Annotated in this window: 17 protein-coding genes; 7 read left to right on the top strand and 10 right to left on the bottom strand. The window is 62.9% G+C overall.

The annotated features are described in order from the left end of the window. The 9 genes from Q0654_RS10460 to Q0654_RS10420 form a co-directional block, all read right to left on the bottom strand. Nucleotides 1-2,238: type I restriction endonuclease (locus Q0654_RS10460; RefSeq protein ID WP_298853516.1), on the bottom strand; the 2,238-nt coding region annotated here is incomplete at its 3' end. Nucleotides 2,239-2,350: 112 nt separating this feature from the next. Beyond that, nucleotides 2,351-2,575 carry a helix-turn-helix domain-containing protein gene (locus tag Q0654_RS10455; protein ID WP_298853514.1) on the bottom strand — a complete coding sequence of 75 codons (225 nt, stop codon included), beginning with the start codon at nt 2,573-2,575 and terminating at the stop codon, nt 2,351-2,353. A gap of 125 nt (nt 2,576-2,700) precedes the next feature. After that, nucleotides 2,701-4,194, bottom strand: coding sequence for a YfjI family protein (locus Q0654_RS10450; protein WP_298853513.1), 1,494 nt, complete (start codon nt 4,192-4,194; stop codon nt 2,701-2,703). A gap of 5 nt (nt 4,195-4,199) precedes the next feature. Beyond that, complete coding sequence (locus Q0654_RS10445; protein ID WP_298853511.1) at nt 4,200-4,607, bottom strand: hypothetical protein; 408 nt, start codon at nt 4,605-4,607, stop codon at nt 4,200-4,202. Further along, the gene (locus tag Q0654_RS10440) at nt 4,604-5,044 is read right to left on the bottom strand and encodes an AlpA family phage regulatory protein (RefSeq protein WP_298853509.1); all 441 of its coding nucleotides are present in this window, start codon (nt 5,042-5,044) and stop codon (nt 4,604-4,606) included. The genes Q0654_RS10445 and Q0654_RS10440 overlap by 4 nt, the downstream gene beginning before the upstream one ends. Before the next feature lie 558 nt (nt 5,045-5,602). Next, nucleotides 5,603-7,186, bottom strand: coding sequence for a hypothetical protein (locus Q0654_RS10435; RefSeq protein WP_298853507.1), 1,584 nt, complete (start codon nt 7,184-7,186; stop codon nt 5,603-5,605). A 136-nt stretch (nt 7,187-7,322) separates the two neighbouring features. Continuing rightward, nucleotides 7,323-9,866, bottom strand: coding sequence for a S8 family peptidase (locus tag Q0654_RS10430; RefSeq protein ID WP_298853505.1), 2,544 nt, complete (start codon nt 9,864-9,866; stop codon nt 7,323-7,325). 52 nt (nt 9,867-9,918) lie between these two features. Further along, a complete protein-coding gene (locus Q0654_RS10425; RefSeq protein WP_298853503.1) occupies nt 9,919-10,926 on the bottom strand; it encodes an ATP-binding protein in 1,008 nt (335 codons plus the stop codon). 359 nt (nt 10,927-11,285) lie between these two features. Next, the gene (locus Q0654_RS10420) at nt 11,286-11,690 is read right to left on the bottom strand and encodes a hypothetical protein (protein WP_298853501.1); all 405 of its coding nucleotides are present in this window, start codon (nt 11,688-11,690) and stop codon (nt 11,286-11,288) included. 520 nt (nt 11,691-12,210) lie between these two features. On the opposite strand from Q0654_RS10420, the gene Q0654_RS10415 reads away from it, so the two are divergent. The 7 genes from Q0654_RS10415 to Q0654_RS10385 all read left to right on the top strand — a co-directional run bounded on the left by Q0654_RS10415 (nt 12,211) and on the right by Q0654_RS10385 (nt 23,315). Continuing rightward, complete coding sequence (locus tag Q0654_RS10415) at nt 12,211-12,843, top strand: YjfI family protein (RefSeq protein WP_298853498.1); 633 nt, start codon at nt 12,211-12,213, stop codon at nt 12,841-12,843. Next, nucleotides 12,840-13,529: a PspA/IM30 family protein gene (locus Q0654_RS10410; protein ID WP_298853496.1), complete on the top strand. Its 690-nt coding sequence runs from the start codon at nt 12,840-12,842 to the stop codon at nt 13,527-13,529. The genes Q0654_RS10415 and Q0654_RS10410 overlap by 4 nt, the downstream gene beginning before the upstream one ends. After that, complete coding sequence (locus Q0654_RS10405; protein ID WP_298853494.1) at nt 13,526-14,173, top strand: hypothetical protein; 648 nt, start codon at nt 13,526-13,528, stop codon at nt 14,171-14,173. Before Q0654_RS10410 ends, Q0654_RS10405 begins: the two co-directional genes overlap by 4 nt. A 29-nt stretch (nt 14,174-14,202) precedes the next feature. Next, the gene (locus Q0654_RS10400; protein ID WP_298853492.1) at nt 14,203-16,140 is read left to right on the top strand and encodes a hypothetical protein; all 1,938 of its coding nucleotides are present in this window, start codon (nt 14,203-14,205) and stop codon (nt 16,138-16,140) included. 65 nt (nt 16,141-16,205) lie between these two features. Beyond that, nucleotides 16,206-21,518, top strand: a complete 5,313-nt coding sequence (locus tag Q0654_RS10395) for a DNA repair ATPase (RefSeq protein WP_298853490.1) — start codon at nt 16,206-16,208, stop codon at nt 21,516-21,518. Beyond that, nucleotides 21,515-22,198: a hypothetical protein gene (locus tag Q0654_RS10390; RefSeq protein WP_298853488.1), complete on the top strand. Its 684-nt coding sequence runs from the start codon at nt 21,515-21,517 to the stop codon at nt 22,196-22,198. The genes Q0654_RS10395 and Q0654_RS10390 overlap by 4 nt, the downstream gene beginning before the upstream one ends. Nucleotides 22,199-22,217: 19 nt before the next feature. Beyond that, entirely contained in the window at nt 22,218-23,315 is a 1,098-nt protein-coding gene (locus tag Q0654_RS10385; protein WP_298853487.1) for a toxic anion resistance protein, read from the top strand. A gap of 333 nt (nt 23,316-23,648) precedes the next feature. Here Q0654_RS10385 and Q0654_RS10380 read toward each other — a convergent pair. Then, nucleotides 23,649-24,340, bottom strand: a 692-nt coding sequence (locus Q0654_RS10380) for a histidine kinase dimerization/phospho-acceptor domain-containing protein (protein WP_298853486.1), incomplete at its 5' end; no start/stop codon positions are given.

Here is a 24,340-nt window from a genome sequence, read left to right as displayed (position 1 = left end):
GTCGAGCGAATAGTGGAACAGCGCTTCGCGGATGGACTCGATGTCCGCGCGGATCTCCGCCTCGGACTTGAAGATGCTGCTGTAGTGCTGCATCTCGTCGCCGAGTTCGGCGGTGAGTTCAGCGTAGTAGTCAGCATTGGCTCGGTCGAAATCGCGCTGGATGTCGGCGAAATCGACCACGTAGCCGTAGCGGAATTTTCGGTAGCGGCGGTTGACCCGGGTCAGCGCCTGCAACAGGTTGTGCTGGCGAACCACCCGGCCGAAATAGAGCTTCTTGAGCCGCGGGGCATTGAATCCGGTGAGCAGCATGTTGTAGACGAACAGGAGGTCGATCCTGCCAGCCTTGTAGGCCTTGACCTCGTCCTCGCGGGATTCCTTGTCGCCCTCGTCGTGCAGGATCAGTGCCGCGCTGAGCGGCTTGAGACAGTCGCGGCGGGGTTCGGCCGCGCGCGGCAGCTGGTAGCTGTCGTCGCTGGCCGATTCCGCGATCGCTTGCGCTGGTGGTTCCATCCGTTCGCGGAACTGGCGGTGAAGTTCGCGCGCCTGTTCGGCGCTGTCGCAGATCACCATGCCGCCGATGCTCGCGTCGCCATGCACGATGCGTGCTTGGCGGAAGTCGTCGAGGATGTAGTCGAGCATCGGGCCGACGAAGCGCGGGTGCGCGTATAGCGCCTTGCGATCGATGCCACCTTGCCGGACCTCGATTTCCGCCAGCGCCTGTTGCAGTTGCATCTTGTAGCGGGTAGCGATCTCTTCGCGGATCAGGCGCAGGGTAAAGCCGTCAGCGATGGATGCGTTGTAGTAATAGGTGTGGATGTAGTCGCCGAACAGTTGCCTGGACTGCAACTGCTCGCCGATCAGTGGGGTGCCGGTCAGCCCGATTTTGATGGCGTTGCGGTCGGATCGCTCCAGGTTGGCCAGGAAGCTGCCCCTGGGGTTGTAGCTGCGGTGCACTTCGTCGAGGAAGTACACGCGTTGGACGTTCAGGGCGTAGTCGGGGGCTGTGTCGAAATCCGGGTCGTCCTTGAACTTCTGGATGTTGACGACGGTGATTTCCGGTACGCCGCGGTCGTTGTCCACCGCCACGGTCTTGCGCATGTCCTGCACGAAGGCTTGGCGGCTGTCGATGACGTTGACGGTGAGCCCGCGCATCCGGAATTCGTCGCGCGCTTGTCGCAGCAGGTCAAGCCGATCGACGATGAAGTAGAAGCGCGCAACCTGCCCTCGCTGCTGGAACCAGTCGGTGAGGTAACGCACGTTGTAATAGGCCAGCGCGGTCTTGCCGCTGCCCTGGGTGTGCCAAACGATGCCCTTGCGAACGCCAGCGCCCAACCGGCTCGCGATGGCCTGCGTGGCGAACAGCTGCGGATAGCGCATGACGTGCTTTTCGATGCCGTCCTCGGTGGTCAGCCAAACGAACGCGTACTGCAAGAGGAAGGCGAAGCGCTGCCGGCAGAACAGTGAGGTCAGCAAGCGATGCGTAGGCGTGTCTAATGCCTTGTTGCGCTCAAACTCCGGCGACCCCTTGATTGCAACCAGATTGGTATCGGACAGGACAACGTCCTCCACCGCATCGTCTGCAGCTGCCACTGTTGCTACGAGCTCGGTGGCAAGCTCCTCACGGAAGTAATTGAAACTGGCCTCGCCGTAGGTGGAAGCGGCGTAGAACGCGCCCTGCACCGGCTCAAACTGCCCGTCGTCGTACTCCATGTTGTTGGAGAACGCCATCAACTGAACGAGGTTGAAGAAGTGGCGGAACTTCGGGTTGGCATGGCGACGGTCCATGCGGGCGCGTTCTTCCAGCACCCCGCCTGGATTCATGCGCTTCTTCACCTCGATAAACGCTAGCGGCATCCCGTTCACTAGCAGGGTGATGTCCGGGCGAAACTCGTCCTCGCCGTTTTCGAATGGAAGCTCGGTGACGACATGCCAGCTGTTGTTATCCAGGTTGTCAAAGTCGATCAGACGTGTGCCTGAGCGGGCAGTCAGCCGCTCGTGAAAGGACCGCCCGAGATCATCGCCCTTGAGCTTGAGCTGTATCTCGTTGAGCAGGGCAGGCACGTCCTCGCGGCGCAGACCGGGATTGATGCGCACGACGGCTTCCTCGAACAGTTCGGGGAAGATGTTGTTGCGCGCGTCCCACTTCGCGTGCTTCAACGAGAGGTAGGTGTAGCCCAGCCGGGTCAGGTGCAGAAGCGCCGGGATCTTGACGCGGGAGTCCTCGTTGAACGGCGTCACTCGGAGCCCCCCCGCATGCCAAACGCATTTCGAAGGCTGTGGGCCCGAGGGGACCTCGTCCCTGTGTAGGTCGGCGGTGCCACGGGCGAGGGACGCGATGCGGAGGCGCTCATTACGCCCCCTGCCTATCAGCCGCTGCTCCCAGCATGCCAGTACGGTTGGCGATCCACTGATCCAGATCTCCGCGGCGGAAACGCCAGGATCCGCCTACCTTGAACGCCGGGATCCCGTCGGCAGCCGCAAGCCGGTAAATGGTGCGCTCGGTGACCTGCAGGTACCCGGCGACCTGCTTGATGGTCAGGATTTCGGCTTCCCCAGTCGATGTCGGTCGTGCCATCGGTTCCCCCCATCCGAGCGGGAAGATAGTACAAGATTTTCAAAATTGCCTTCGTCCGACCCAGGAACGAGATAGCCCGCCGGTCCTTGCGGGCCGGCGGGCTGGGTCGTGAACGGGCGGCTCGCTCAGCAGATCGGGCAAGAACTGAAGTACTGCATGTTGAGCGCAATGGTGTCCTTCGGCTTCTTGCTGCCCTCGTACACCATTGGCGCGACCCAGATAGCTTGGCGAGACGCCAGGATCTGAAGGGCGCTATGGAGCCGACTGCTGTTGCGCACGCCACAGTACTGTCGTACGTGATTCTTCAGCACGCTTCCCACACCCCGGAGATAGAAATTCCGATAGAGATAGGCGTAAACGCTGTCAGCATCCAACTCCTCGGGAGCCCGCTGCGGGGGCCGCGAAAAAATTTGCTTGTACTCGTTCAGGTGCCACGCAGCGATTGTCTCCGCCCGGGAGAGGGTGGTGGCGGAAATCGGGCCGATCACAGGGGCATGAGCTTCGGGGTCATCAGGGCGACTGTTGATATCAAGTTCGAAATAGTGCAGCAAGCACGCAATCCGACCGACGATGTCCATGTATTTGTTACCGAAGTCGCTGATGTCGTGGAGGAAGTATCCCGGATTGAAATCAACCTCCACTTTCCTCGCGATCTCCAACCACAGGAACTTGGCCTGCTCATCAAACTCGACGACATCACGGCTCACACGCCCGGTCTGAAGCTTGTCCTTGTATGCCAATAGCAACTCGTCAAGGCGCGCATGGAAGGGCAGCACGTGCTCGAACGGCTGGTTGAACTTCGGCTCACGGCGCCCCTGGATCGAAGGGGATCTCGAAAACAGGAAACGGGCGCAGAAGCCGGAGGACTGCACAATCTTGCCGCGCTTGGCGAAGAAGTCGGCGAGCAGGTCCGGCTGGATCATGAAACTGATCGTCAGCCTAGGGTTCCGGGCGATGAGGTTCTGATGCTGCGCGCGATCGAGCGACAGCAGCTTCTTGCCATCCCACGCGTTATTGAGGAAACCGTAGTGGCGCATTACCGTGCTGGAAAGCAGCGTCTGCCCTTCGTCCGTCAATAGGGCCATGGCCTTTCCGTCGCCCTGTAGCGCCTCGAAGATGGAACGCTTGGTGACGTCGGTATAGATGAAGCGATGCGCCATGGGCCGGACAGGCTTTTGGGCTTCGATTGCCGAAAGGCGGGCCTCAGCCTTGGCGACATCGCCTGCTTCGACCAGCTTCGCGTACTGGCCGAGCACCCGCTTGTGGAGGGCGGCCCAACGTACGTACGCCTTCTTGTACCCGTCCTCTTGTTCGTCTTCCTGTTCGGAGACCTCGATGTCGTGAGCGTAGAGCGGGGCACAGAGCTCGGTTTCAGCCGACGACTTCCGGTCGCCGGAAATCGCAGCGATCGCCTGATAGAGGACGCACGGGCGGATCTGCCCGGACAACGGATGCCGCCAGTCGACGAGCGGACTCAGCGCAATAGAAAGACCAGTCAGGCAAGACGTGCCGGCGATGATGTCAGTGACCTGAACGTTTTTGGCCAGCTCTTCCGCCGCGCGCTGTACGCGCGGCGGAAACGCGTGGGTAGGGTAAGGAGGCTGGTTGAGGAAGGTCATAGGGGTTACTCGGAATAGGTCGGCAACAGGTCGGCGGATTCGCTCCTCGCTCCGTTGGCGTGAGGGCGGGCTGCATCGCTCTGATGAGCCGAGTGCAGGGGCTGGCCACAGCTGAAGCAACAGATGGGATTGCCAGCCTCGTCACGGCGGGCGCGCTCCTGCTCGAGCATTTCGTTGAACTTACGCGCGCAGACTTTGGCCTGTGCCAGCTCGTTGAAGGCGGACAGAACTTCCTTCAATAGCTTGCCGCTGGTTAGATGCGCCTCGAGCTTCGGATAGAGGTCGCGAAAGCGCTTCTGAATGAATTCGCGCTTGGTGGGCTTTGCCTTTGCCAAGAGGCGGTCGAGCTTGTCGTGAAGCGCAGAGGTGGTCCTGTCTTCGGCGGCGGTCGGGTAGCTGACTTCCAGGCTCACGGCGTCACCTCCGTGCCAGTGTCACCGATCTTGATGGAGTGCTTCCGGTGTCCGTATTTGGACGCCGCCAATGCGTGCCTGCTGGAGACATCGGCGCGAGTTTCGAGCCAGGCTTCGATCTCGTCCGCGAACCAGACCGTCGCGCTGCGGGGGGAATCGCCCAGCTTGAACGCCCTGGGGAACGTGGGATCCCAAGCGGGGTCATTGGGGTTCTGGCGCGCCCAGAATTGGCTCCTCCCGTCGCCAGTCATGGCATATGCCTGCTTTGCACGGATCGCACGGCGAGTCGGGTGGAAGGTCGTCAGCGCGCCCGTCGGGAGCTGCTTCAAGATGGTCTGCAAGGCGAACAGCAAGGGCGGGAGTTCGAGCTGGTCGCAGAGCTCGGTGGCTGCCAGACTGTCCTGACGAGACGCTGCGAAGCGGTTGCGAGTATTCATGGTTTTTCATTCCTGCGATGGCTGAGCCAAGGCCCGATTGCCTTGGTGTTGCCTATCGTCGGTCCCGAAACGGCAGCTAAGTCCGGACTTTCTTGGACGCCGTCGGACTTTGCTGCCGTTGCCGCTGCGCGCGTAGTTGCGGAGGGGGGTGCTTCCCAGTGGAACCCAAAGCCCTATTTGCGTCGGTAGCCAGCTGCGTCCGATTCGACCCAACGCGGAATCTGCAACAACGCTCTCCGCGGGTATGACACGCCCACCCGGCAAGCCCGTGCATGGGGCATGCAGCGCCATGACAGCGAGGCAGCTGTAGGCGCCAGCTCGGGTGTACGACCAAGCGCGCCGAGGCATCGATGATCTCTGCGAGATGTACGCGGTGTGCGCGTCCCTTCATCAGCACTCGGGGTGATCACGAACTCCATTTACGCCCCAAATTCGGGCATCCGCGTCGACCGAGGCCTGATCATTCGTGGCCCCCGAAGGGTCTGGCTACATTGTTTGCAATGCTGGGCGGCGAGCATGGAGTATCACTCTGGTGAGCCTGCAGAGGCCTAAGGCCTCCTAGGTGTTAGTGGGACCACGCCGCACACCTCGCACATGCGATTCCAGCTTTGAAAGATTTTCTTCGATCACACCAATGTCATTCGGCTGCACGCAGGCGATCACCTTAGACCAAAATAGGCTTCGCACAGTAAACATGAGCTCTATGATCTCGTAAGAGCCTTCCAACGCGCCCTGTACCCACTCTCGGCGATTGTGCCAAATTTGCAGGTAGCCCTCCGGTATATCACTAGACCGCTCGCTGCCATCAAATTTGATAGAGGTTTCAAGGGGCGTGATAATCGACCGGGTTTGGCTATCGTCGCCGAAAAGGTGCGGTCGATATCGAGTTGGAAACTTGATCGACTGCGATGTTGCACATATAGCGCTGACGATGTTGCGGAAGCTGATGGTAGCTGCCTTGCCGGGCCGGACGCCCGCACCAAACGCGCAGGTGCGGCGAAGTAGCTCCTCCGCCAGCGACACGCTTTTCTCGTAAATCGATTTGCTCGGACGGAAGCCGAGCGACTTTTCAATCAAGTCAAGGAAAATCACCGAGTGCTGCTTCGCGAGAGCGCGAAACTCCTCGAGCAAAAATTTTTGCTGAGTAGTCTGATAATAGTCCCCGATGCCGCCGGTGATCGCGCTGAACGACTCGATCATTTCATCCAGTACGGGCACGATTGACGAAGGTGGCCTTGCAACATTCAGCGCTTCCGCGTGTGCACCAGCAAAGTGCAAGAACTCGAACCGATTCAAGTGCAAATACAGGTCCACATCAAGGCGCGAAGCACGGCCCCGAGTGGCGACCAGAGTTGATGCGTCGAAGGCTTCGAGTGAGCCCACAATGGATTGATAGGCGCGCGCAACTTCAGTCCTTTGTCCGGACGAGTGAGCAATGCCATCAAGAAGTGACCGCATGTCATCCGCGCGACTTATCAAACTACCGAAAATGGAATCAATTTCCATCTGAATGTCGTCGTCGATCTCGATAGATGTATATGCCTTTAGATCGCTGAGGAGGAATGTATTACCTTCGCTCTCCCTGGTGGGATACCCATCACGAGCTTCGAAGGAAAATCGCTTACTAGGCGCCTTGATAAAGGTAAGTAGCCGTTGACGCCTCTCTTCGGGGAACCCCGAACCAGGCATCATCCTATCGATAAGGTAAATCACTCTTAGCGCATTCTGCCTGTCCTCGTACTCTGCGGGCCGTACGCCGGTGATTTCCTTTAGTGCGGATGTAATGCTCTCGAACTCCTTCTTGCGGGTTTCAGGGTCATCAGGGCGCCCCCTCTCGCGGCGAACGTGTTTTGCGAGCTCGACCAGCGTTTGACGGTCGCGGGGAATGGGCTTGGGACACCCAAGGTGGAAATAGGACGGAAACAGTTTCCTACGCGCTTCATCGTTCAAGCAGATTCCCAGCATCGCCTGGAGTAGAGTCATCCGGCCGTTCCGGCCCAGAATCACCGGGCGATTCCTCGCTTTCGTGTACTCAGGACTGTTGCCGAAGACGAACTCGCGGGAGAACGGGTCGATCCGGTGACTAATTTGAGTACGGGCAAGTTCCTCGCGAAGACATAGCTCTAAAAGCAAGATGTCCATTCTTTTTCTACGTCAGCGTAAGGGCGGGGGCATCTTAGAGTTTACGCCTGGCCCGAGATGTCCCGAGTCCGCCGCCTGGTCTCTGCCACGCCTCGGGCTCATCCCCTGACAACATGAAGGCGGTCGTAACTTACTTTTAGCTGACGGTGGCGTGGATCGTCGCAGCATCGACCAAGTTGGCCACTTCCGAATGCAGGTCGATTGAATGGCCGGCCGCTGAGATCGAGATCACGAGCGCATACCGACCGGTGTCGGTAACGCGTCGCTGGCCTATATGTGATTTCCACCAACCACCCACTGGGTACACGGCGATCGCGTCGTGTCCCGCCAAGTCAATCGCATGACCACGCCAAAGGTCGCTGTGCAGTGAGCCCGCTTGGACGGCCTTCGATCCGAGGAGCCAGTAATCAGCTTCGCTTTCAGTGGTGGATGCGTCCCCACCTTGAGCAGCATTGACGCGGGCTCGAAACGCGGCTTCGGTTTCGCTGCGCTTCTTCATCGCAAAGCGCAGGCCAAAGGAGCGGTACGTCTCAGGTCGAGTCGCGGCTTTTCCTGAGAGGTTAGGCTCTATGAAATAAGAAAGCGTTACTTTCATCACGACCACTTCGTTCTCAAGCTGCTCAAGCGCAGCCCGAGGCCAAGGAAGATCGTAAAAGTGCATCTCGTTGAACACACCCGATCGACCGTCTGCACTTAGGGCGAAAGGCTGGATCTCAGACTGGGCAATTAGAGTGAAGTCGTTGCGTGCAGACATGATTGCGCGGCCGATTTCCGGTACGCCATATCCGAACTCGCGCAACAGCATCCGTTTTGCGCTTTTCGAGCCTGTCTTCCAATGCGCTCCAGTGCCGATCAGCCTCCTTCGGATTGGCTGCGGCCAATTGGCTGAATCGACGGTCAGCGCTCGCACTGTCTCTGGCCAAAGCTCCGGCAAAGCGGATTGCAGGTGACCAATGAAGTTGCCGGCAACGCCGGCAGCGGCACTGGTCGCCCAAAAAGGAACCAAAGGCTCTACTGTGACATCGGATCCCGTCGAAAGCAGCGAAACAGCTGGATTCCATCCGCAGAAGCCGCCAGCATCGGAAACCATATTGCCAGCCTCGAACATCACCTCAGGTTTGATAGGCGTGAGGTCGTCGGGCAGCAACTGGGAGCCACGACTGAAAGGGCTGCGATGGTTCGCAGGAACGACTGGCGTGAAGACAGGGGGCGGAGCGGGCATCTGCTCTTTGCGCGTGATACCACCGACAGTCAGCGCGTTCCAGCTCTGGGACGGATCCTCGAGCGGTTGCAATGCTACGACGTCATTCATCATGCCGCCTAATACGTTGCCAGTTGCTGCTACGACCAGTCGCTTAGGAGTACTCGATGCCGGAATGCTTTCTGCTGCATCGCCTGCCATAGCGCCTGCAGCAATTTGGTCGAGAGCCCCACTCCAAGTCGACGGACGGTCCGGTGGAAAGTCCTGTGTCGAGGTCGCAAGGCAGAACGCGCGACGTACGCCGGGCCGCTCGATCTCAGTCTGCGCAACTGCGCCTTGCGTAACTACGCCATAGCTCGGTGGCTTTGTAGCAGGGAACCCGCTAGGCGGCAGCAATTTCATCGATTCGACGCCGTGGGTCAGCACGACGCGGCGGGTCCCGCTCATGTGCGCCTCAAGATCGCCGTACAAGATAAGACCCGCTATCGCCGTGCCGTGTCCTCCGTCCAACACGTGGTCATCACTACCCCATGCAGCGTCGTATGCCCAAGCTCCCTGCAGTCCAGGAACAAGGAGTGGGTGCGCCGCCGCAACGCCTGTGTCGAGGGAGCACACAACGGCAGATCCCTCGGGCGCGGGCGTGACGCGCGCCGCAAGGTCGTCAACCCAGTCATGTGGTCCGATACCGCCGGCACTCCGGTCGAGGAATGGGGCAATGGTGCCTGTTGCGCGTCGCACTTCGATGATCGCCCCGGGCACGCGCGCTGCGAAGACAGCAAGTGCTCTTGCGGTCGCATGCACAAACACTACAGTGGTATCTGGAAATTCCAGGCGGTCAGTGTGGACATCCAGGTTTTCGGCGCGGGCCAGTCTAGCCACTTGATCCGCACGAAACGGCGTGCCATTAACCCAGAGCTCCCACCACACGCATTCGACCGCCTCGAAATCGATCTCGCCAACGAACAGTAACTCGGCAGGCGCGGCAACAATCGATTCCACCACCTCAAAACGATCGATATCTGGACGCCGGGCATTGCCCTGGTGGCGACCGTACTCGGCAATGCGCCCCTGAAGGAACGTGCGTGAGTCATCCGGCACGAACAAGACCGCACTTTCGGTCCTGTTCTCATTTCGCTCCGTCCGCAGGATCGTGATTTCCTGGGCAGGGAACTCGAGCGTCACAGGCACCTTTACCACCTTCGTCCGCGAGCTCTCATCCGGCGGGCGGGTAGCGACTTCGATTAGCTGGCCCGGCTTCAAGTCGGCTACTGCGAGGCGCGGATCCGCGCCCGACGAAGGGATGTTGCCTAGCGCTTGGCGCAATTGTCCCGCGAGGGAGTCGGCGTGCGCGGCGTAGTCTTCGCGAAGTGGCGCACGAATCCGCGGGCGCGACGGGTAGCTGTAGCGAGTGGATTCTCGAAAAGCATTGATGAGTAGGTGTGGGCGGTCACGTGCCCCGTAGTCGTCATGCTCCGCCATACAACCTCAGTCTCCCCGGTAGATTACGGTGATCGGCGACGCCAGGGCTGTGTTATTGGCCGCGCTGTCGGCCGAATTTACCCTTCAGGGTCTGACGGTTATGGAGCGCGCTAGCCAGAGCGTCTGCCGATACCTTAGAAGCGCCTTCAAGTATGGCGTCCTTGACGACCGCGTCCGCTGCACGCACGAGCTCACCTTGGCTGAGTCCACCAAGCGTCGGCTCAACTACGGACCAGGCCCGGGGCGCAAGCCGGAGCTTGCCTAGGCGCCGATCGAGAATCGCGCGGGCTGCCTCTTGATCCGGCAAGTGGTACTCGATCACCTCGTCGAACCTGCGGGCAAGTGCCTCATCAAGGATCTCGACATGATTGGTAGCAGCGAGCACGAGGCTGTCGGTCGAGTTCGGCTCTTCCATGAAGGCGAGAACCGAATTGAGGACGCGGCGAATTTCGCCCACATCGTTGGGATCGCCGCGGCGCGCACCGATCGCATCAAATTCGTCGAGAAGATAGACCCCGCGAGTCTGAGCGATCTGATCAAATAGCAGTCGGAGCTTTCCAGCTGTTTCTCCAAAGAAGCGGCTGAACAGCGACTCAAGGCGCACGGTGAAGAGAGGAAGATGCAGTTCGCCTGCCAGGGCAGACGCTGTCATCGTCTTACCTGTCCCGGGCGGACCGACAAGCAGCATGTGAGTGGTCGGCGTCTGACCATAATCGCGAAGTCGCGCGCGCTCTTGCTGCTGGCGGACCACGCGGCTCAGGCGCAGTTGCACCTCTCCTGATAGAACCATGCTGGAGAGCGTAACTTTCGGGTAGGCAACCTCCACCAAGCCCTGCAGTTCGCCTCGCGGTCGCGCAAGGGGAATCGCCGCTTGTCCGCTGGAAGGTCGGCCCCGTTGCCGCTCGCGCGCGCGCTGCACTAGATGCTTCAGTTTGTCGGCATCCTCAATGCGACCATGTCGAGCTTCCTGCGCGGCAACTTGAAGTGCGATCGACAGGAACTGCTCTTCATCACCCTCGATATGGGAGTTGAGGAGTGCCAGCAGATGTTTCGTTGACATACGAGCCTCCCGCCCATCTGGAACAACCCATTATGCAGCGAGGCGGTAGGCCCGCGCGGCGAATGCGCGACAACAATCAACGGAATGGTACGAACTCCTAAGGTCTGCCTGGAGCGGTCAAGAACCGTAGATGGCAAAGCGGCCATCGACACGTTACCTGTCGGTGGCAGCCGAGCCTGTGTCATGGCTTTCCTGGGTGAGGCACACAGTTTCCGAAAGTGAGTCAGAATGCGAGTCAACGCTGGGAACAGATTGAGCATCATGCTTTAATATTCAATATTTTACATGCTGATTGCGGTTGATGGTGGGCCGTCAGCGCAGGCGGATCGTGGCCTGTGCGCCATAAAGCATCGACTGTCCTAGATGGCCAATTTTTCATTTTCCGAAAGGAAAGTCGGTCCCCACCGGGTCGCACCGCGAAGTCCGTGAGAAGCCGAAGGATCCATAGTCGATGCCAGAGTTGGCGTAACCAGTTGTCCAGCTTGATGCTTCGGGGATAGGCTGCCACGCACAGCCATTCGAAAGGAGTCTTTGCGAGCGGCTCCCGCAGCCATCTGGATTTTACAATCGCCTCCATCAATATCTTCAGCAACGACCGCCTGCTCGACGCAGCAGAGCTGGACAAGCTGCTGCAGCTCGCCGAACGCGACGGCGCCGTCGATGAGGACGAGAAGCGGGTGCTGGGCAAGATTTTTGCCCAGGCTGAGCAGACGAAGCTGGACCCAACTGTGGCGCGCCGCATTGCCGAGATCCGTGCAGCCCACGCGATTTCCTGATAGCAAGCGCAGCCCGCTACGGCACCGCATGGGGCCTGCGGGCAGAACTCCCCGCTGATACCAAGAATGCCGGCGCGACGAACATGCCGTCGCGGCGACTTAGCTCACGCTCAACGTCATTACCGGTGAAGTCGCCTCAGCCAGGGTCCGCCGCCTTAAGGCGCAGGTGCAGCCCCCCCGACAGGGAGGCCTCCTCACCCGCGACTTCGATCTGGACCGCTTCCGCATGACGCTTCTACCGAAGATCTTCGTCTGGACGCTCTGCACACCCTTCACGGCATTCACGAATGCAGAAGCCAACGCCGTGTCCGACCGCCTGCTTGTACGCCTCAACACGAGGCTCGTCTGAAGTTCGAGGAAGCCCGCGAATTTCCTACCACCGTTGCCATGTCCACTGGCACACCGCGGGCCGCCTGATTTCATGGGCGACATACCGAAAGCCCCCCCCCCGGAACAGCTGCCATGGATGGCATTTGCAATGTTTCATGTAATGCCGCAAGCTAATTACATGAAATCAGCACAACCCCGTTCCGGCACGCTCGCGGTTCGCGCCTTCCGGCAACGCATGCGCGACCAGGGGCTGGTGAAGAAGGATGTCTGGATCCGCCCGGTGTTCGCCGCCGAGCTTGCCGCCATTGAGCAACGACTCCGCACACAGGAAGGACCTGCCGGCCTTGCCCCGTCCTTGGAAGGAAACGAGCCGGGCTGGTCCATCGAGTCGATTCGGCTCGCGCTGTCCCAGAGCAGCGCTGTGCATGATCGGCGCGTGTCACTGGAGTTGATCGAGGGCACCGACCCCGCCTTGCATCTGGTCATGCACGAGCACGGCGACCTGTCGGTCTTCCTTGCCGTCGGCGGCAGCCAGATCATCGTGGAAAGCTTCCTGTGGCCCCTTTCGCTCGTCCGCGACCCGGCCGAGTTCAATGCGCACGTCCTGCGCACCCACAAGCTGCTGCCGCTCTCCACGATCAGCCTGGACAGCATTGGTGGCGTGCCGGGGTACACCATGTTCGGCGCGCTCGACACCCATGCGACGCTGGCGAGCCTCATGTTCGAGATCGAGACGCTGGCCGACAACGTCGCGCTGGCCACCGAAATCTACGCGCCGTTCCTGCGCCACCCCGAAGCGGGCGCCGCATGAACCATCCCCTGAAGAAACTGCTGTCGACCCTGCGCGGCAATGTCGAGGAGATCGGCAACGCGGTCCTGGGGAACAAGGCGCTTCGACTGCTCGACGAAGATATCCGCCAGACCGACCTGGCGCTCCACCGTACCCGGCTGGAAGCCGACGCCGCCAAGGCGCGCCGCATCCATGCGGAGGATGTGGCCAGCAAGGGCCAGGCGAAGCTGCGCGAGCAGGAGGCCGTTGTCGCCACGCATCTGGCCGACGGGAAGCCTGGACTTGCGCGGAGGGCGGCACAGAAGGTCGTGGAGATCGAGGCAGCGCTGCGCGAAGCCCGTCGGATCCTGACCGAGTGCCAGCGGACAGAACAGCAGTTCAACCACGCGATCGAGCAGCTTGAACAGCAGCTGCGCCGGTTGCGGCACCAGAGCGACACACTCAAGGCCGCCGAAAGCCTCAAGCTCGCCCAGGCCTCCGTGGCCATGCGCCAACCCGGATCCGCGCCCTATCCCGAGCCCGCCCAGGCATCGGTGCGCCGGAAGAAGGCTGCGGCCCCCCAAGCCGCCCGCCCCAAGCCCCAGCCCCCACCCTCGGTCCCCACGATTGAAGACGTGTTGTCCCGCGTGGACAAGCGAACACCAGCACGCCCGGCCAAGCCGCGGCGCACGGCCCCCACTCCCAAGCCCCGCAAGGAAGGGAAATGAGCGACGCCATCCTCGTCAGCATTACCTACCCCACCCTGGTCTACAGCGTGCTGCTGGCCTTCTGCGTGATCTACTGGTTGATCGCCGCCACCGGCATCGTCGACACCGATGCGGTCGATAGCCTGCTCAGCCACCACCATCACGTGGATGGACACGACGGCGACGGGATCGGCCTTGCCGGCATCCTGTCCAGGCTCGGCCTGTCTGGCGTCCCCATCATGCTCGTGCTGACGACCCTCTCCTTCTTCGGATGGGTGGCCACGTACTTCACCCATTTGCTCTTCCTTCTCCATCTGCCGGCACCAATGCGCCTCCTGGTCGGGACGCTGGTGGCCGTCGGCGCCCTGATTCCCGGCGTACTCCTGACCTCTTTCGCCCTGCGCCCGGTCGCCAAGCTGATCAACCGCCTGCGCCCTCCCACACCGCCATCCATCCTCGGCCGCGAAGGCACGGTCATCTCGCCGCTGGTGGACGAGGCAGGCGGCCGCGTCGAGATCGATGACGGCGCCGCCGGCCTGATCCTGCAGGTTCGGACCAATTCACCCCACGCATTAGCTCGTGGTTCCCGCGTTGTACTCATTCACCACGACACCACACGCGACCTCTACGAGGTCATTCCCGCAACCGAGTTCCAGGCCCGCTGAGCACACGAGATCGCAAGGAGCAGCTCTCAATGAACCTCTCTCTCTACTTTCCCTTCATCATCGCCATCGGCGTCCTGCTGGTGCTGGCGCTCGGCCTGATTGGCGTCGTCAAGGCGTTCTACGTCAAGGTTCCGCAGGGAACCGCGCTCATCGTCAATGACTTGAGCAGCACCCCCAAGGTGCATTTCACCGGCGCCCTGGTCATCCCGGTGCTGTACAAGGCCGAGCAGATGCAGATCAAGCTCATCAACCTCGACGTCGACCGTCGCGGCAAGGAGGGCCTGATCTGCAAGGACAACATGCGTGCCGACATCAAGGTCAGCTTCTACCTGCGGGTGAACGAGCAGCCGGCTGATGTCCTGAAGGTTGCCAAGACCGTTGGCGCCGAACGTGCTTCCGACCGCAACGCAGTCGATGAACTGTTCAACGCCAAGTTCTCCGAAGCACTCAAGACCGTCGGCAAGCGCTTCGATTTCGTCGATCTGTTCGACAACCGCCAGGCGTTCCGCGATGCCATCATCGAGGTCATCGGCAAGGACCTGAACGGGTATGTGCTGGAAGACGTCGCCATCGACTACCTCGAGCAGACCAAGAAGTCGGACATGGATCCGACCAACATCATGGATGCCGAGGGCATCAAGAAGATCACCGAGCTGACCGCACAGCAGGCGATCCGCACGAACGAGCTCGAGCAGGACGAAAGGCTGCAGATCACCAAGAAGAACACCACCACGACCCAGGCCATGCTGGAAATGCAGCGCCAGGAAGAGGAGGCCCGCGCCAGGCAGGCCCGCCAGATCGCCGAGATCCAGGCGCGGGAGAAGGCCGAAGCGGACAAGGTGCTCGAGGAAAGCCGCGCCGCTTCGGAGGCCGCACGCCTGCGCGCCGACGAGGCCATCAAGGTGCAGGAGCAGGAGCAGCTTCGCGCTGTCGAGGTTGCCGAGCAGGGCCGCCTGCGGGTCGTGGCGATCGAGCAGGAGCGCGTCAACCGCGCCGCCGAGCTTGAGAAGGTGACCACGGACCAGGAAGTGCAGCTGAAGGCTGTGGACCGCGACAAGGTGGTCGAGCAGGGCCGCATGGAGGTGGCGAACGTCATCCGCGAGCGCACCGCGATCGAGCAGACCGTGGCCGTGCAGGAAGAGAAGATCAAGGAAACCCGCGAAGTCTCCGCCGCCGACCGTGAAAAGCAGGTTCGCGTCCTCGCGGCGGAAGCCGAGGCCCAGCAGCACCTGGTCAAGGACGTCAAGGCAGCGGAGGCGGCCGAGACTGCAGCCCGTCACCTCGCCGCCGAAAAGACCACCCTCGCCGAAGCTGAGCTGGTCGCGGCGGGCAAGCAAGCCGAGGCCAAGCGTGCGCTGGCGGAAGGCGTGAAGGCCGAAGTGGCGGCCCCCGGCTTGGCCGAGGCGCAGGTGCGCCTTGCACAGGCGGAAGCGATCAAGTCCGAGGGTCTGGCCGAAGCTCAGGTGTTGGAGGCAAAGGCGGAAGCCTCCTACAAGCAAGGCAGCGCCGAGGCCAAGGCCGCGACGGAAATGGGCCGCGCCAAGGCGGATGCCACCGCGTTCATGGGCGAAGCGGAAGCCAAGGCGATCGGGCAGCGCATGTCCGCCGAAGCGGAAGGGCTCACCGGCAAGTTCGAGGCGATGGGCAAGATGTCGCCCGAGGCACGGGCGCACGAAGAGTTCCGCATGGCGCTGGAGACGAACCTGCGCCAGCTGCTCACCTCGATCGAGGCGGGCAAGGAAGTGTCGCGCGAGAACGCTGCGGTGCTGGCCAAGGCGCTGGAATCCGCCAAGATCGAGCTCATCGGCGGCGATGGTGGTGTGTTCGACGCCCTGACCAAGGGCGTGTCCATCGGCAAGGCCATCGAGGGCATCACCGCGGAGAGCCCCATCGTTGCCGATATGCTCAAGCGCCTCGGTGGCGTTGCTGCCCCCAAGTCCCTCTCGACGGACAGCACGGACGCCTGATGTCCATGGCCGGCCTGGGCTAACGCTCCGGCCGGCTCGCCACACCGGAAAGGATCCCGATTCAAATGACGGACAACACCAGCTCGGCCCCGGACACCCTCGACGCCGCTGTCGCGCAAGGCGGTGCCTATGAGGTCCTTCGTAGCAGGCTGACACAGCAGGGCTCCCGGCTTGCGACCCTCGCCGGCGACCTCAATAGCCGCCGTGTCTCCGAGTTCGGCGACAGCAAGATGGCCCAGGCTGGTCGCTTCCGGATTCGCAGTGAGCAGAACGCGATCGGTCGCGATGTCGTCCAGGTCGGCCCTGACCTGCTCTTGTTCGGCTACAACGTGTTCCTGGGCCTGAAGTCGACCACGTCCGTCGCTGACGTGTTCGCGCTGCACAAACTCGTCCCGGTCACCGACGGCTACGACGCAACCCCCGTGGACGCGGCCGGCACCTTCCTCGCCGACCCCCTGTTCGTGCGGGATTTCGACGAGCTTTACACCTACTACAAGGACGCCACGCTGGTGCAGCTGTCCGTGAAGGACAGTAAGCTCCTCGCGGCCTTCCGGATCGGCGGCCCGCAGGATCTGCGGGTCTTCCGCTGGAGCATCGCCAGCACCGGGGAGCTGTCCTATCTCGACGCCCGAGGCGACCGTGACATCGCCCTGCCACCCACCCACGATTTCGAGTGGATCAAGGCAGGCAAGGACCGCGAGGTCAGTGGCCGCTTCCCACACCTGAACATCCTCGACACCGTCTTCGTGGAGACCACGGGCGGCGATCTCACGATCAAGGTCGAGAACAGCACCGACACCGGCGCCGGCATCTACTCGGAGCCCGTTGAGGACCGAACCCAGTCGCTCGACGACGCGCAGTTCTACTACGCCCGACTCGGCAGCCTGATCCTGCTCAAGATCCTGCCCTACCGGGAAACTGCATGGCGCGGCCTGGTGTTCAACACCATGACCCAGCAGGTCACCCGTCTGGACGCCATCGTCGAGGCCTGCGTACAGCTGCCGGAAGACCACGGGATCATTTTCCCCGGCGGCTACGTCCTCCAGAACGGCGAGCAGAAGGCGTTCGATGGCGCCATCACCCAAATGCGCTACAAGCGCACCGTCCTGTCTCCCAATGGGGAGGACGTCCTCTACATCTTCTATGAGCCGGACGCCGGCCAATCGGCGCTGCTGGTCTACAACATGATCCAGCGGCGCGTGATGCCGCCCATCCTCGCCCACGGGCATGCCCGCCTGCCCGACGGTCGGATGGTCCTGTTCCACGACGAAACGAGCCAGCCGACCCGCGTCCACCAGATGCAGGTCTGGGATACGCCCTTCTTCAGTGACGAGTACGCCGCTGCGGCGCCGGCCGCCAACTCAGCGTTCGGACGCATCGGCAATCCCGAACTGGTGCGCACGATCTCCGACCTGTTCGACATCGCACGCGACATCGAGCAGGAGGATGTAACCGTCCAGCGCTACGAGGCGCTCGCGCATGCCACCCGGCGCCTGTTCGACATCCACCCCTGGATCACTGATGCAGTGGCGGATGGCCTGGCCGGCCTGCTCCACGACATCACCGAAACCGCCGAGTCCGTACTCGACGAGTTCCAGAAGGTGCAGGAGATCCGCCAGCAGTCGGAAGTCGCACTGGCGAATGCGAGCGCTGGGCATCGCAGCCTGATGGGGCGGCTGCAGCCCGAGGGATGGGCCCGCCTCGAGCAGTTCGTTGAAGCGCTGCACGAGGTCTCGCGCCTGCGCGGTCACCTGCTGACGATCCGTGACATGCGCTACATCGACGTCGCCGCGATCGATGCGATGGTCACCTCCCTCGACGCCGCCCACGACCAGGTTGGGGCAGCCACGGCCGCGTTCCTGCTCAATCCGAAGGCGCTGGCGCCGTTCGAAACGCGCCTGGACGAACTGGAGGCCGCATCCGGCAAGGCTGCTACCGCCAATCAGCTCGCCGAAGTGCTCCGCGGCATGCACGCCGTCGCGGCAGACCTGGACATGCTGTCGGAGCTGATGGCCGGCCTCAAGGTGGACGATGCCACCAAGCGCACGCAGGTGGTGGATGCCATCGCCGCCCTGTACGCCCGCCTCAACCAGGCCAAGGCCAGGACCGACCAGCGCCGCAAGACCCTGGGTTCATCGGAGGCGGTGGCGCAGTTCGGCGCCCAGTTCGCCCTGTTCTCGCAGTCCGTTGCGAATTCGCTCGGCATCGCCACGACGCCGGAAAAAGCGGATGAGCAGCTGTCCCGCCTCATGGTCCAGCTGGAAGAGCTGGAAGGCCAGTTCGGGGAGCACGAACAGTTCCTCGGCGACATCCTCACCAAGCGCGAGGAGTTGCTGGAGGCCTTCGAGAGCCACAAGCAGGCGCTGCTCGACGAACGCCAGCGCAAGGCCGCGTCTTTGCTGGATGCCGCCAACCGGATTCTGGATGGCCTGGGCCGGCGGACGGAGCGTTTCGACAATGCCGACGACCTCAATGCCTTCTTCGCCGGCGACCCGCTGATCCAGAAGCTGCGTGACCTGTGCGCCCGGTTGCGCGATCTCAGGGACACGGTGAAGGCCGACGACATCGAGGCACGGATCAAGGCCGCCCGCGACCAGGCCGTGCGGGGCATGCGTGATCGCACGGAACTCTTCGATGAAGGCGGCAACGTCATCAAGCTGGGACCGCGGCATCGGTTCAGTGTCAACACGCAGGCCCTGGACCTGACCCTGCTGCAGCGCGGCGACGCGATGACGGTGCACCTGACCGGCACGGATTTCATGGAACCGCTGCAGGACGAAGGCCTGGACGGCTACCGGCACTACTGGCCGGTCGCGCTGGAATCGGAGTCGCCCCAGCTCTATCGCGGCGAGTACCTGGCCGGCCAGGTGCTCGATGCCGCCCGCCGCGGCGAGGAAGGTCTCACCACGCAGGTGCTGCAGCGGTCGCTGACCGATGAAGCGGCGTTGGCCAAGCTGGTGCGTGACTACGCGGCCCCCCGCTACCGCGATGGCTACGAAAAGGGCATCCACGACGCCGATGCCACGCAGATCCTGAAGGCCCTGGTTCGCCTGCAGCAGGGCGCCGGCGCCCTTGTTTACCTCCCGCAGGCCCGCGCCCTCGCCGTGGCGTTCTGGGCGGCAGCAGAGCGCGAGACTTGGGCCGCCCGCATCAATGCCGCCAACGCCATCGATGCCCTTGGCGGCGGCGCGACGGCACGGGCCGCCCTGCGGCCAGACCTGATCGCCAGGCTCAATGAATCCCTCGGCAGCCACGACCTCGGCGGCGCGCACCTGAACGAAGCGGCCGACTACCTGCTCATGTCCGTCACGGCGCCTGACGCTGCCCTCCCCGTCAGCAGCGTGGCGGCCGGACTGGTCGACAGGCTGGAGGGCAAACGCGCTGACAAGGCCTTCTGGACGTCCTTCACCGGTGCACTGAAGCACCTCGAACAGCACCCTGCGGCTGCGTGGTCGCTGGCGACGCAGGCGATCACCTCGCTGCTGCCGGCCGGCGATGCTGATGGCCGGTTCGTGCCGGAAGCAGTCGCCATGTTCCTCGGCCGCGACGTGCTGAAGTTCGAGTCCTCCAGCGCCCCGGTCTCGACCGTGGTCGAGGGCCTCTTGGGGCAGCACCCGAGCATCGAGCAGGGGCGCCTGCGTGTCGCCGTGGACGATTTCAATGTCCGCTACCGGCACCACGCCGAGACGTTCGTGCCCGGATTCCGCGATTACCAGGCGCTTCGGTCCAAGGTGATCGCACGCGAGCGCGAGGCCATGCGCCTTGAGGAGTTCAAGCCCAAGCCGCTGACCAGCTTCGTCCGCAACCGGCTCATCAACGATGTCTACCTTGCGCTGATCGGCGACAACCTCGCCAAGCAGATCGGCACGGTGGGTGAGGGCAAGCGCAGCGACCTCATGGGCCTGTTGATGCTCATCAGCCCGCCAGGCTACGGCAAGACGACGCTGATGGAGTACGTGGCGAACCGGCTGGGCCTGATCTTCATGAAGGTCAATGGGCCGGCGCTCGGGCACGGTGTTCGCTCGCTGGATCCCGCGCAGGCCCCGGACGCCACATCACGGCGCGAGCTGGAGAAGCTCAACCTGGCGCTGGAGATGGGCAGCAACGTGATGCTGTACGTGGATGACATCCAGCACACCCATCCCGAGTTCCTGCAGAAATTCATCTCCCTGTGCGACGGCACGCGACGCATCGAGGGCGTCTGGCGCGGACAGACCAAGACCTACGACATGCGCGGCAAGAAGTTCGCCGTGATCATGGCCGGCAATCCGTACACGGAGTCGGGCGAGGTCTTCAAGATCCCGGACATGCTGGCCAACCGTGCCGATATCTACAACCTGGGCGACGTGCTGGGCGGGATGGAAGCCACGTTCCTCCTCAGCTACATCGAGAACTGCCTGACCTCCAACCCCGTGCTCGCCCCGCTGGCCACCCGGGACATGGTCGACCTGTACCTGCTGGCCGACAAGGCGCTCGGCAAGGACGTCTCCACGAACAACCTGTCCCACGCATACAGCGCCGCAGAGATCAACGAGATCACTGCCGTCCTGCAGCGGCTCGTGCAGGTAAGGGATGTGGTCTACAGGGTCAACCAGCAGTACATCCTGAGCGCGGCGCAGGCGGACAAATACCGCACCGAACCCCCCTTCAAGCTCCAGGGCAGCTACCGCAACATGAACAAGCTGGCGGAGAAGATCTCGCCGGTGATGAATGATGCGGAGCTGCAGCAGCTGATCACCGACCACTACCGCGGCGAATCGCAGCTGCTGACCACCGGCGCGGAGGAAAACCTGCTCAAGCTCGGCGAGCTGCGTGGAACCCTGGCTGCCGACGAGGCTGCCCGCTGGGCGCAGATCAAGGCGGATTTCGTCCGCAACAAGGCGATGGGTGGCGACGATGCTGATATCGGGCAGCGCATGGTCGCCCAGCTGGCAGACATCGCCTCGGGCGTGCAGGGCCTGTCCACCCCGGACGCCGCACCGGCACCGGGTCAGGAACAAGCGCCGCCGTGGAAGGAATTGCTGGCCGAGCTTTCCCGGATCTCCAACGCCACCCCACCGCCGGCGCCAGCCACCGCCTCCGCGGAAGGCAACGACGAACCGCACCCTACGCTCGTCAGTGATCTGTTCGACGTGCTGCGGGCCACCCTGGTGAGACAGGACATGCTCCACGCCGCCGTGCTGGACCTGCTGGACGCGACCCCGGGCCAGATTGCCGCGCCTGCTGGTCATCCGGAGGAAGGCGCTCCGGTCGAGGACGATACGGGTGAACCTCGTCGTCCTCTCCGGGTCCGGACCAAGCGCGAGCGCGAGTTCGACCGGATGCTCGCGAACCTGCGGTTCCGGCATGAAACCCCGCCGGGCACCTCGCCGGAATGATCCTCACCATCGAACACGTCCAGGCAATCGGGGAAGGCGCCGTGGCCAGCGTCCACGACGCCCTGTCCGCGCTGCAAGCCAACCCGTCCGAGGAGCAGGTCGCGGCGCTGGAGGCCTTGCAGACGGCCATGATCGCCCACGACCAGAAGGCAATCGCCCGCCGGACGGGCTTCATCGGGCGCCTGCTGGGCAGGGACATCACGTTCTCCGCCCACGCCGCCGCCCTGCGCGAACAGATGATCCCGTTGGTGCACCAGGCGCACAGGGCCGTCCAGTCCGGATTGGCCTTCGCCAAGGCACTGGAAGGTGCCCTGCCGCGCCTCATTGCCGCCCACCACCAGCTGGAAGCTGCGGTGCAGCAGCTCGATGGCCTCGGCCAACAGACAGGCATCGCGCCGCCGCTTGCCGCCGCCATTGACGCCCGCAAGGCGCACCTGGTGAAAATTGCGATGATCGGTCAACTCGGGCGTCAGCAGATGGAGTCGACCCGGCAGGGCCAACAGGTCGCCGCCGGCCTCATCAATGATCTGGCGACGCACTGCAAACTCGTGATCGACCAGCAAGCCGGCGTGCGCAACGCCGCCGCGCTGGAGAAGACGCTCGCAAACGCTAGAACGATGGCGCAAGCCGCCATTGCCGCAATCGACCCCCCTGGCCACGCCGCAAAGCCGGCACCGTAACGCCAACAGGAGCAGCGCCATGACCTCGACCGAATCCAACCTCGTCCCGGCGACCTTGACCGACCAGATGCTGGTCGACCTGGGCCTCAAGCCGGAGGACACCGACGGCATCCTCGAGGCAGCCAAGGCACTGCAGGATCTCAAGCTGGGCAATCTCCACCAGTACGGCAAGTCGGCTGCGTCCAGGACCAGCCAGTATTCGACCCAGCTGCTCGACAAGGTGCGCAACACCGATCTCGAAGCCAGTGGTGCCAAGCTGGGCGAGATCGTTCGCATCGCCCGCAGCCTCAACCTGAACGGGTTCAAGGAAAAGTCGAAGGTCCCTGTCCTTGGGCCCCTGATCGACCGCATGAAGCGCGCCAAGGGTGAGCTCGTCCAGCGCTACAGCAGCAGCAACGCCCAGATCGACCAGTTGCTCGCGGAGGTCGGCAAGACCCAGGCCATGCAGCAGCAGCGTGTCGGCGAATACGACCGCATGTACGACCTCGTGCTCCAAGAGCGCCACGATCTCGGCGTGCACATCGCCGCCGGCCGCATCCGGCTGGCCGAGCTTCAGGAGCAGCTTGCCGCCCTCGCCGGGCGCGAGGACCCGGAGGGACGCGAGCAGCGCGCCACCTTGGACACCGCGATCCGGCTGATCGACAAGCGGGTGTCCGACCTGCACGTCCTGCAGCATGCCGCGATCCAGACGTTGCCGATGATCCGGCTCATCCAGGCCAATGCCATCCAGCTGATCGAGAAGTTCAGCGCGGTGCGTGACGTCACCATCCCGATGTGGCGCAACCAGTTCGCGATCCAGCTGTCGCTGGCGGATCAGAAGCGCGCCGCCGAGCTGGCCACCTCGATCGACGATGCGACCAACGAGATCATGCGGCGCAATGCGGAACTCGTGCACGCCACGTCCGTGGAGACTGCCAAGGCCAACCAGCGCTCCGTGATCGACATTGAAACCCTGCGCCACGTCAACGACGAACTGGTCAAGACCATCGAGGAAGTCCGACAGATCCACCGCGACGGCATTGCGCGCCGCGCCGAACTCGACAAGGAACTGGTGCTCATGCGGGATGACCTCGCATCGCGCATCGCAGCGCCCGCCACCGAATCGTCGGCCGTTTGATTCCAAGGACACCCTGCAGTCACTGATACGAACTGCTCATAAAGCTCCCCAAGAGTCTTGGAATAAGTTCACTTCCAGTCCGTGGCCCGAGCAAATCCATCGGACGGACGCCGCCAAGGGCGGGGTGGAAGGCGCAGCCACCCTTGAAGCCGCGTGTCGACGTCAAAGTCTTCAGGGACGTTGTCAAATGCAAGCGTGGCGGCATGATCGTCTCTGACCTTGGCCAGCACGGAAGGCATACGGATAGGGACGCCAGGCATGTCACTCCCCGTTGCGGAAAACATGTCGTCTCTTGCAGCGCACCGAGATGTGACTGGCTGAATTGCGGTCAAGCTATGCTTTAACCGCAGGGTCAGAGTTTAGTTCCACGCACACTCGCGCACTTCCGTCGAACGCCACCTGCCAGCCCAGCCGCTGCGCCAGCCGGTCGAGCAGGGCGGAGCCGGTGCCGGTGTCCGCACGCAGCGCCGTCGCAGCATTGGCGTCGGCGTCTTCCGGCGTCATGCGCAGGACGATTTGGCCAGATTCCAGCACCAGCTGCAGGCTGGCTTCGGTGCGCGGCTGCGCGAGTTTGCGCGCAAGCGCGGCAACGAGCAGCACGGCTTCACGCGGCGCGGTGTGCAGATCGCCATCGGCGCCGATGCTTGCGGTGATGCCGGGTTTGCCGGCCAGCGCGATGGCAGCCGCCTCCCGCAACAACTGTGCGGCCGCGATGGTTTCGAGCTGCAGCGGCCGCCGCCGCGCCGCGGCGAGCATGGCCTCAAGCAGGCGATGCATCTCGCCCACGCCGCGCGCCAGCCGCGCATGGCGGGCGCGCTGGGCCGGCGATGCGCCATCGTCGTCCAGCAGCACCTCGGCCACGCCCTGGATCACCGCCAGCGGGGTGCGCAGTTCGTGGCTGGCGTCGGCCAGGAATGCCTGCTCGCGGGCGTCGGCATCGACCAGGCGCGCCTGGTAGCCATCGATGGCGCGCGCCAGCCGGCCGAGGTCGTCGTCGCTCACCGCGGCGGCGAGCCGGGTGGGTT

Origin of the sequence: uncultured Aquimonas sp. (assembly GCF_937888285.1) — a bacterium.
Classification (GTDB): Bacteria; Pseudomonadota; Gammaproteobacteria; order Xanthomonadales; family Xanthomonadaceae; genus Aquimonas.
The sequence above is the reverse complement of the archived record's forward strand: the minus strand, read 5'-3'. Positions and strand labels throughout refer to the sequence as shown.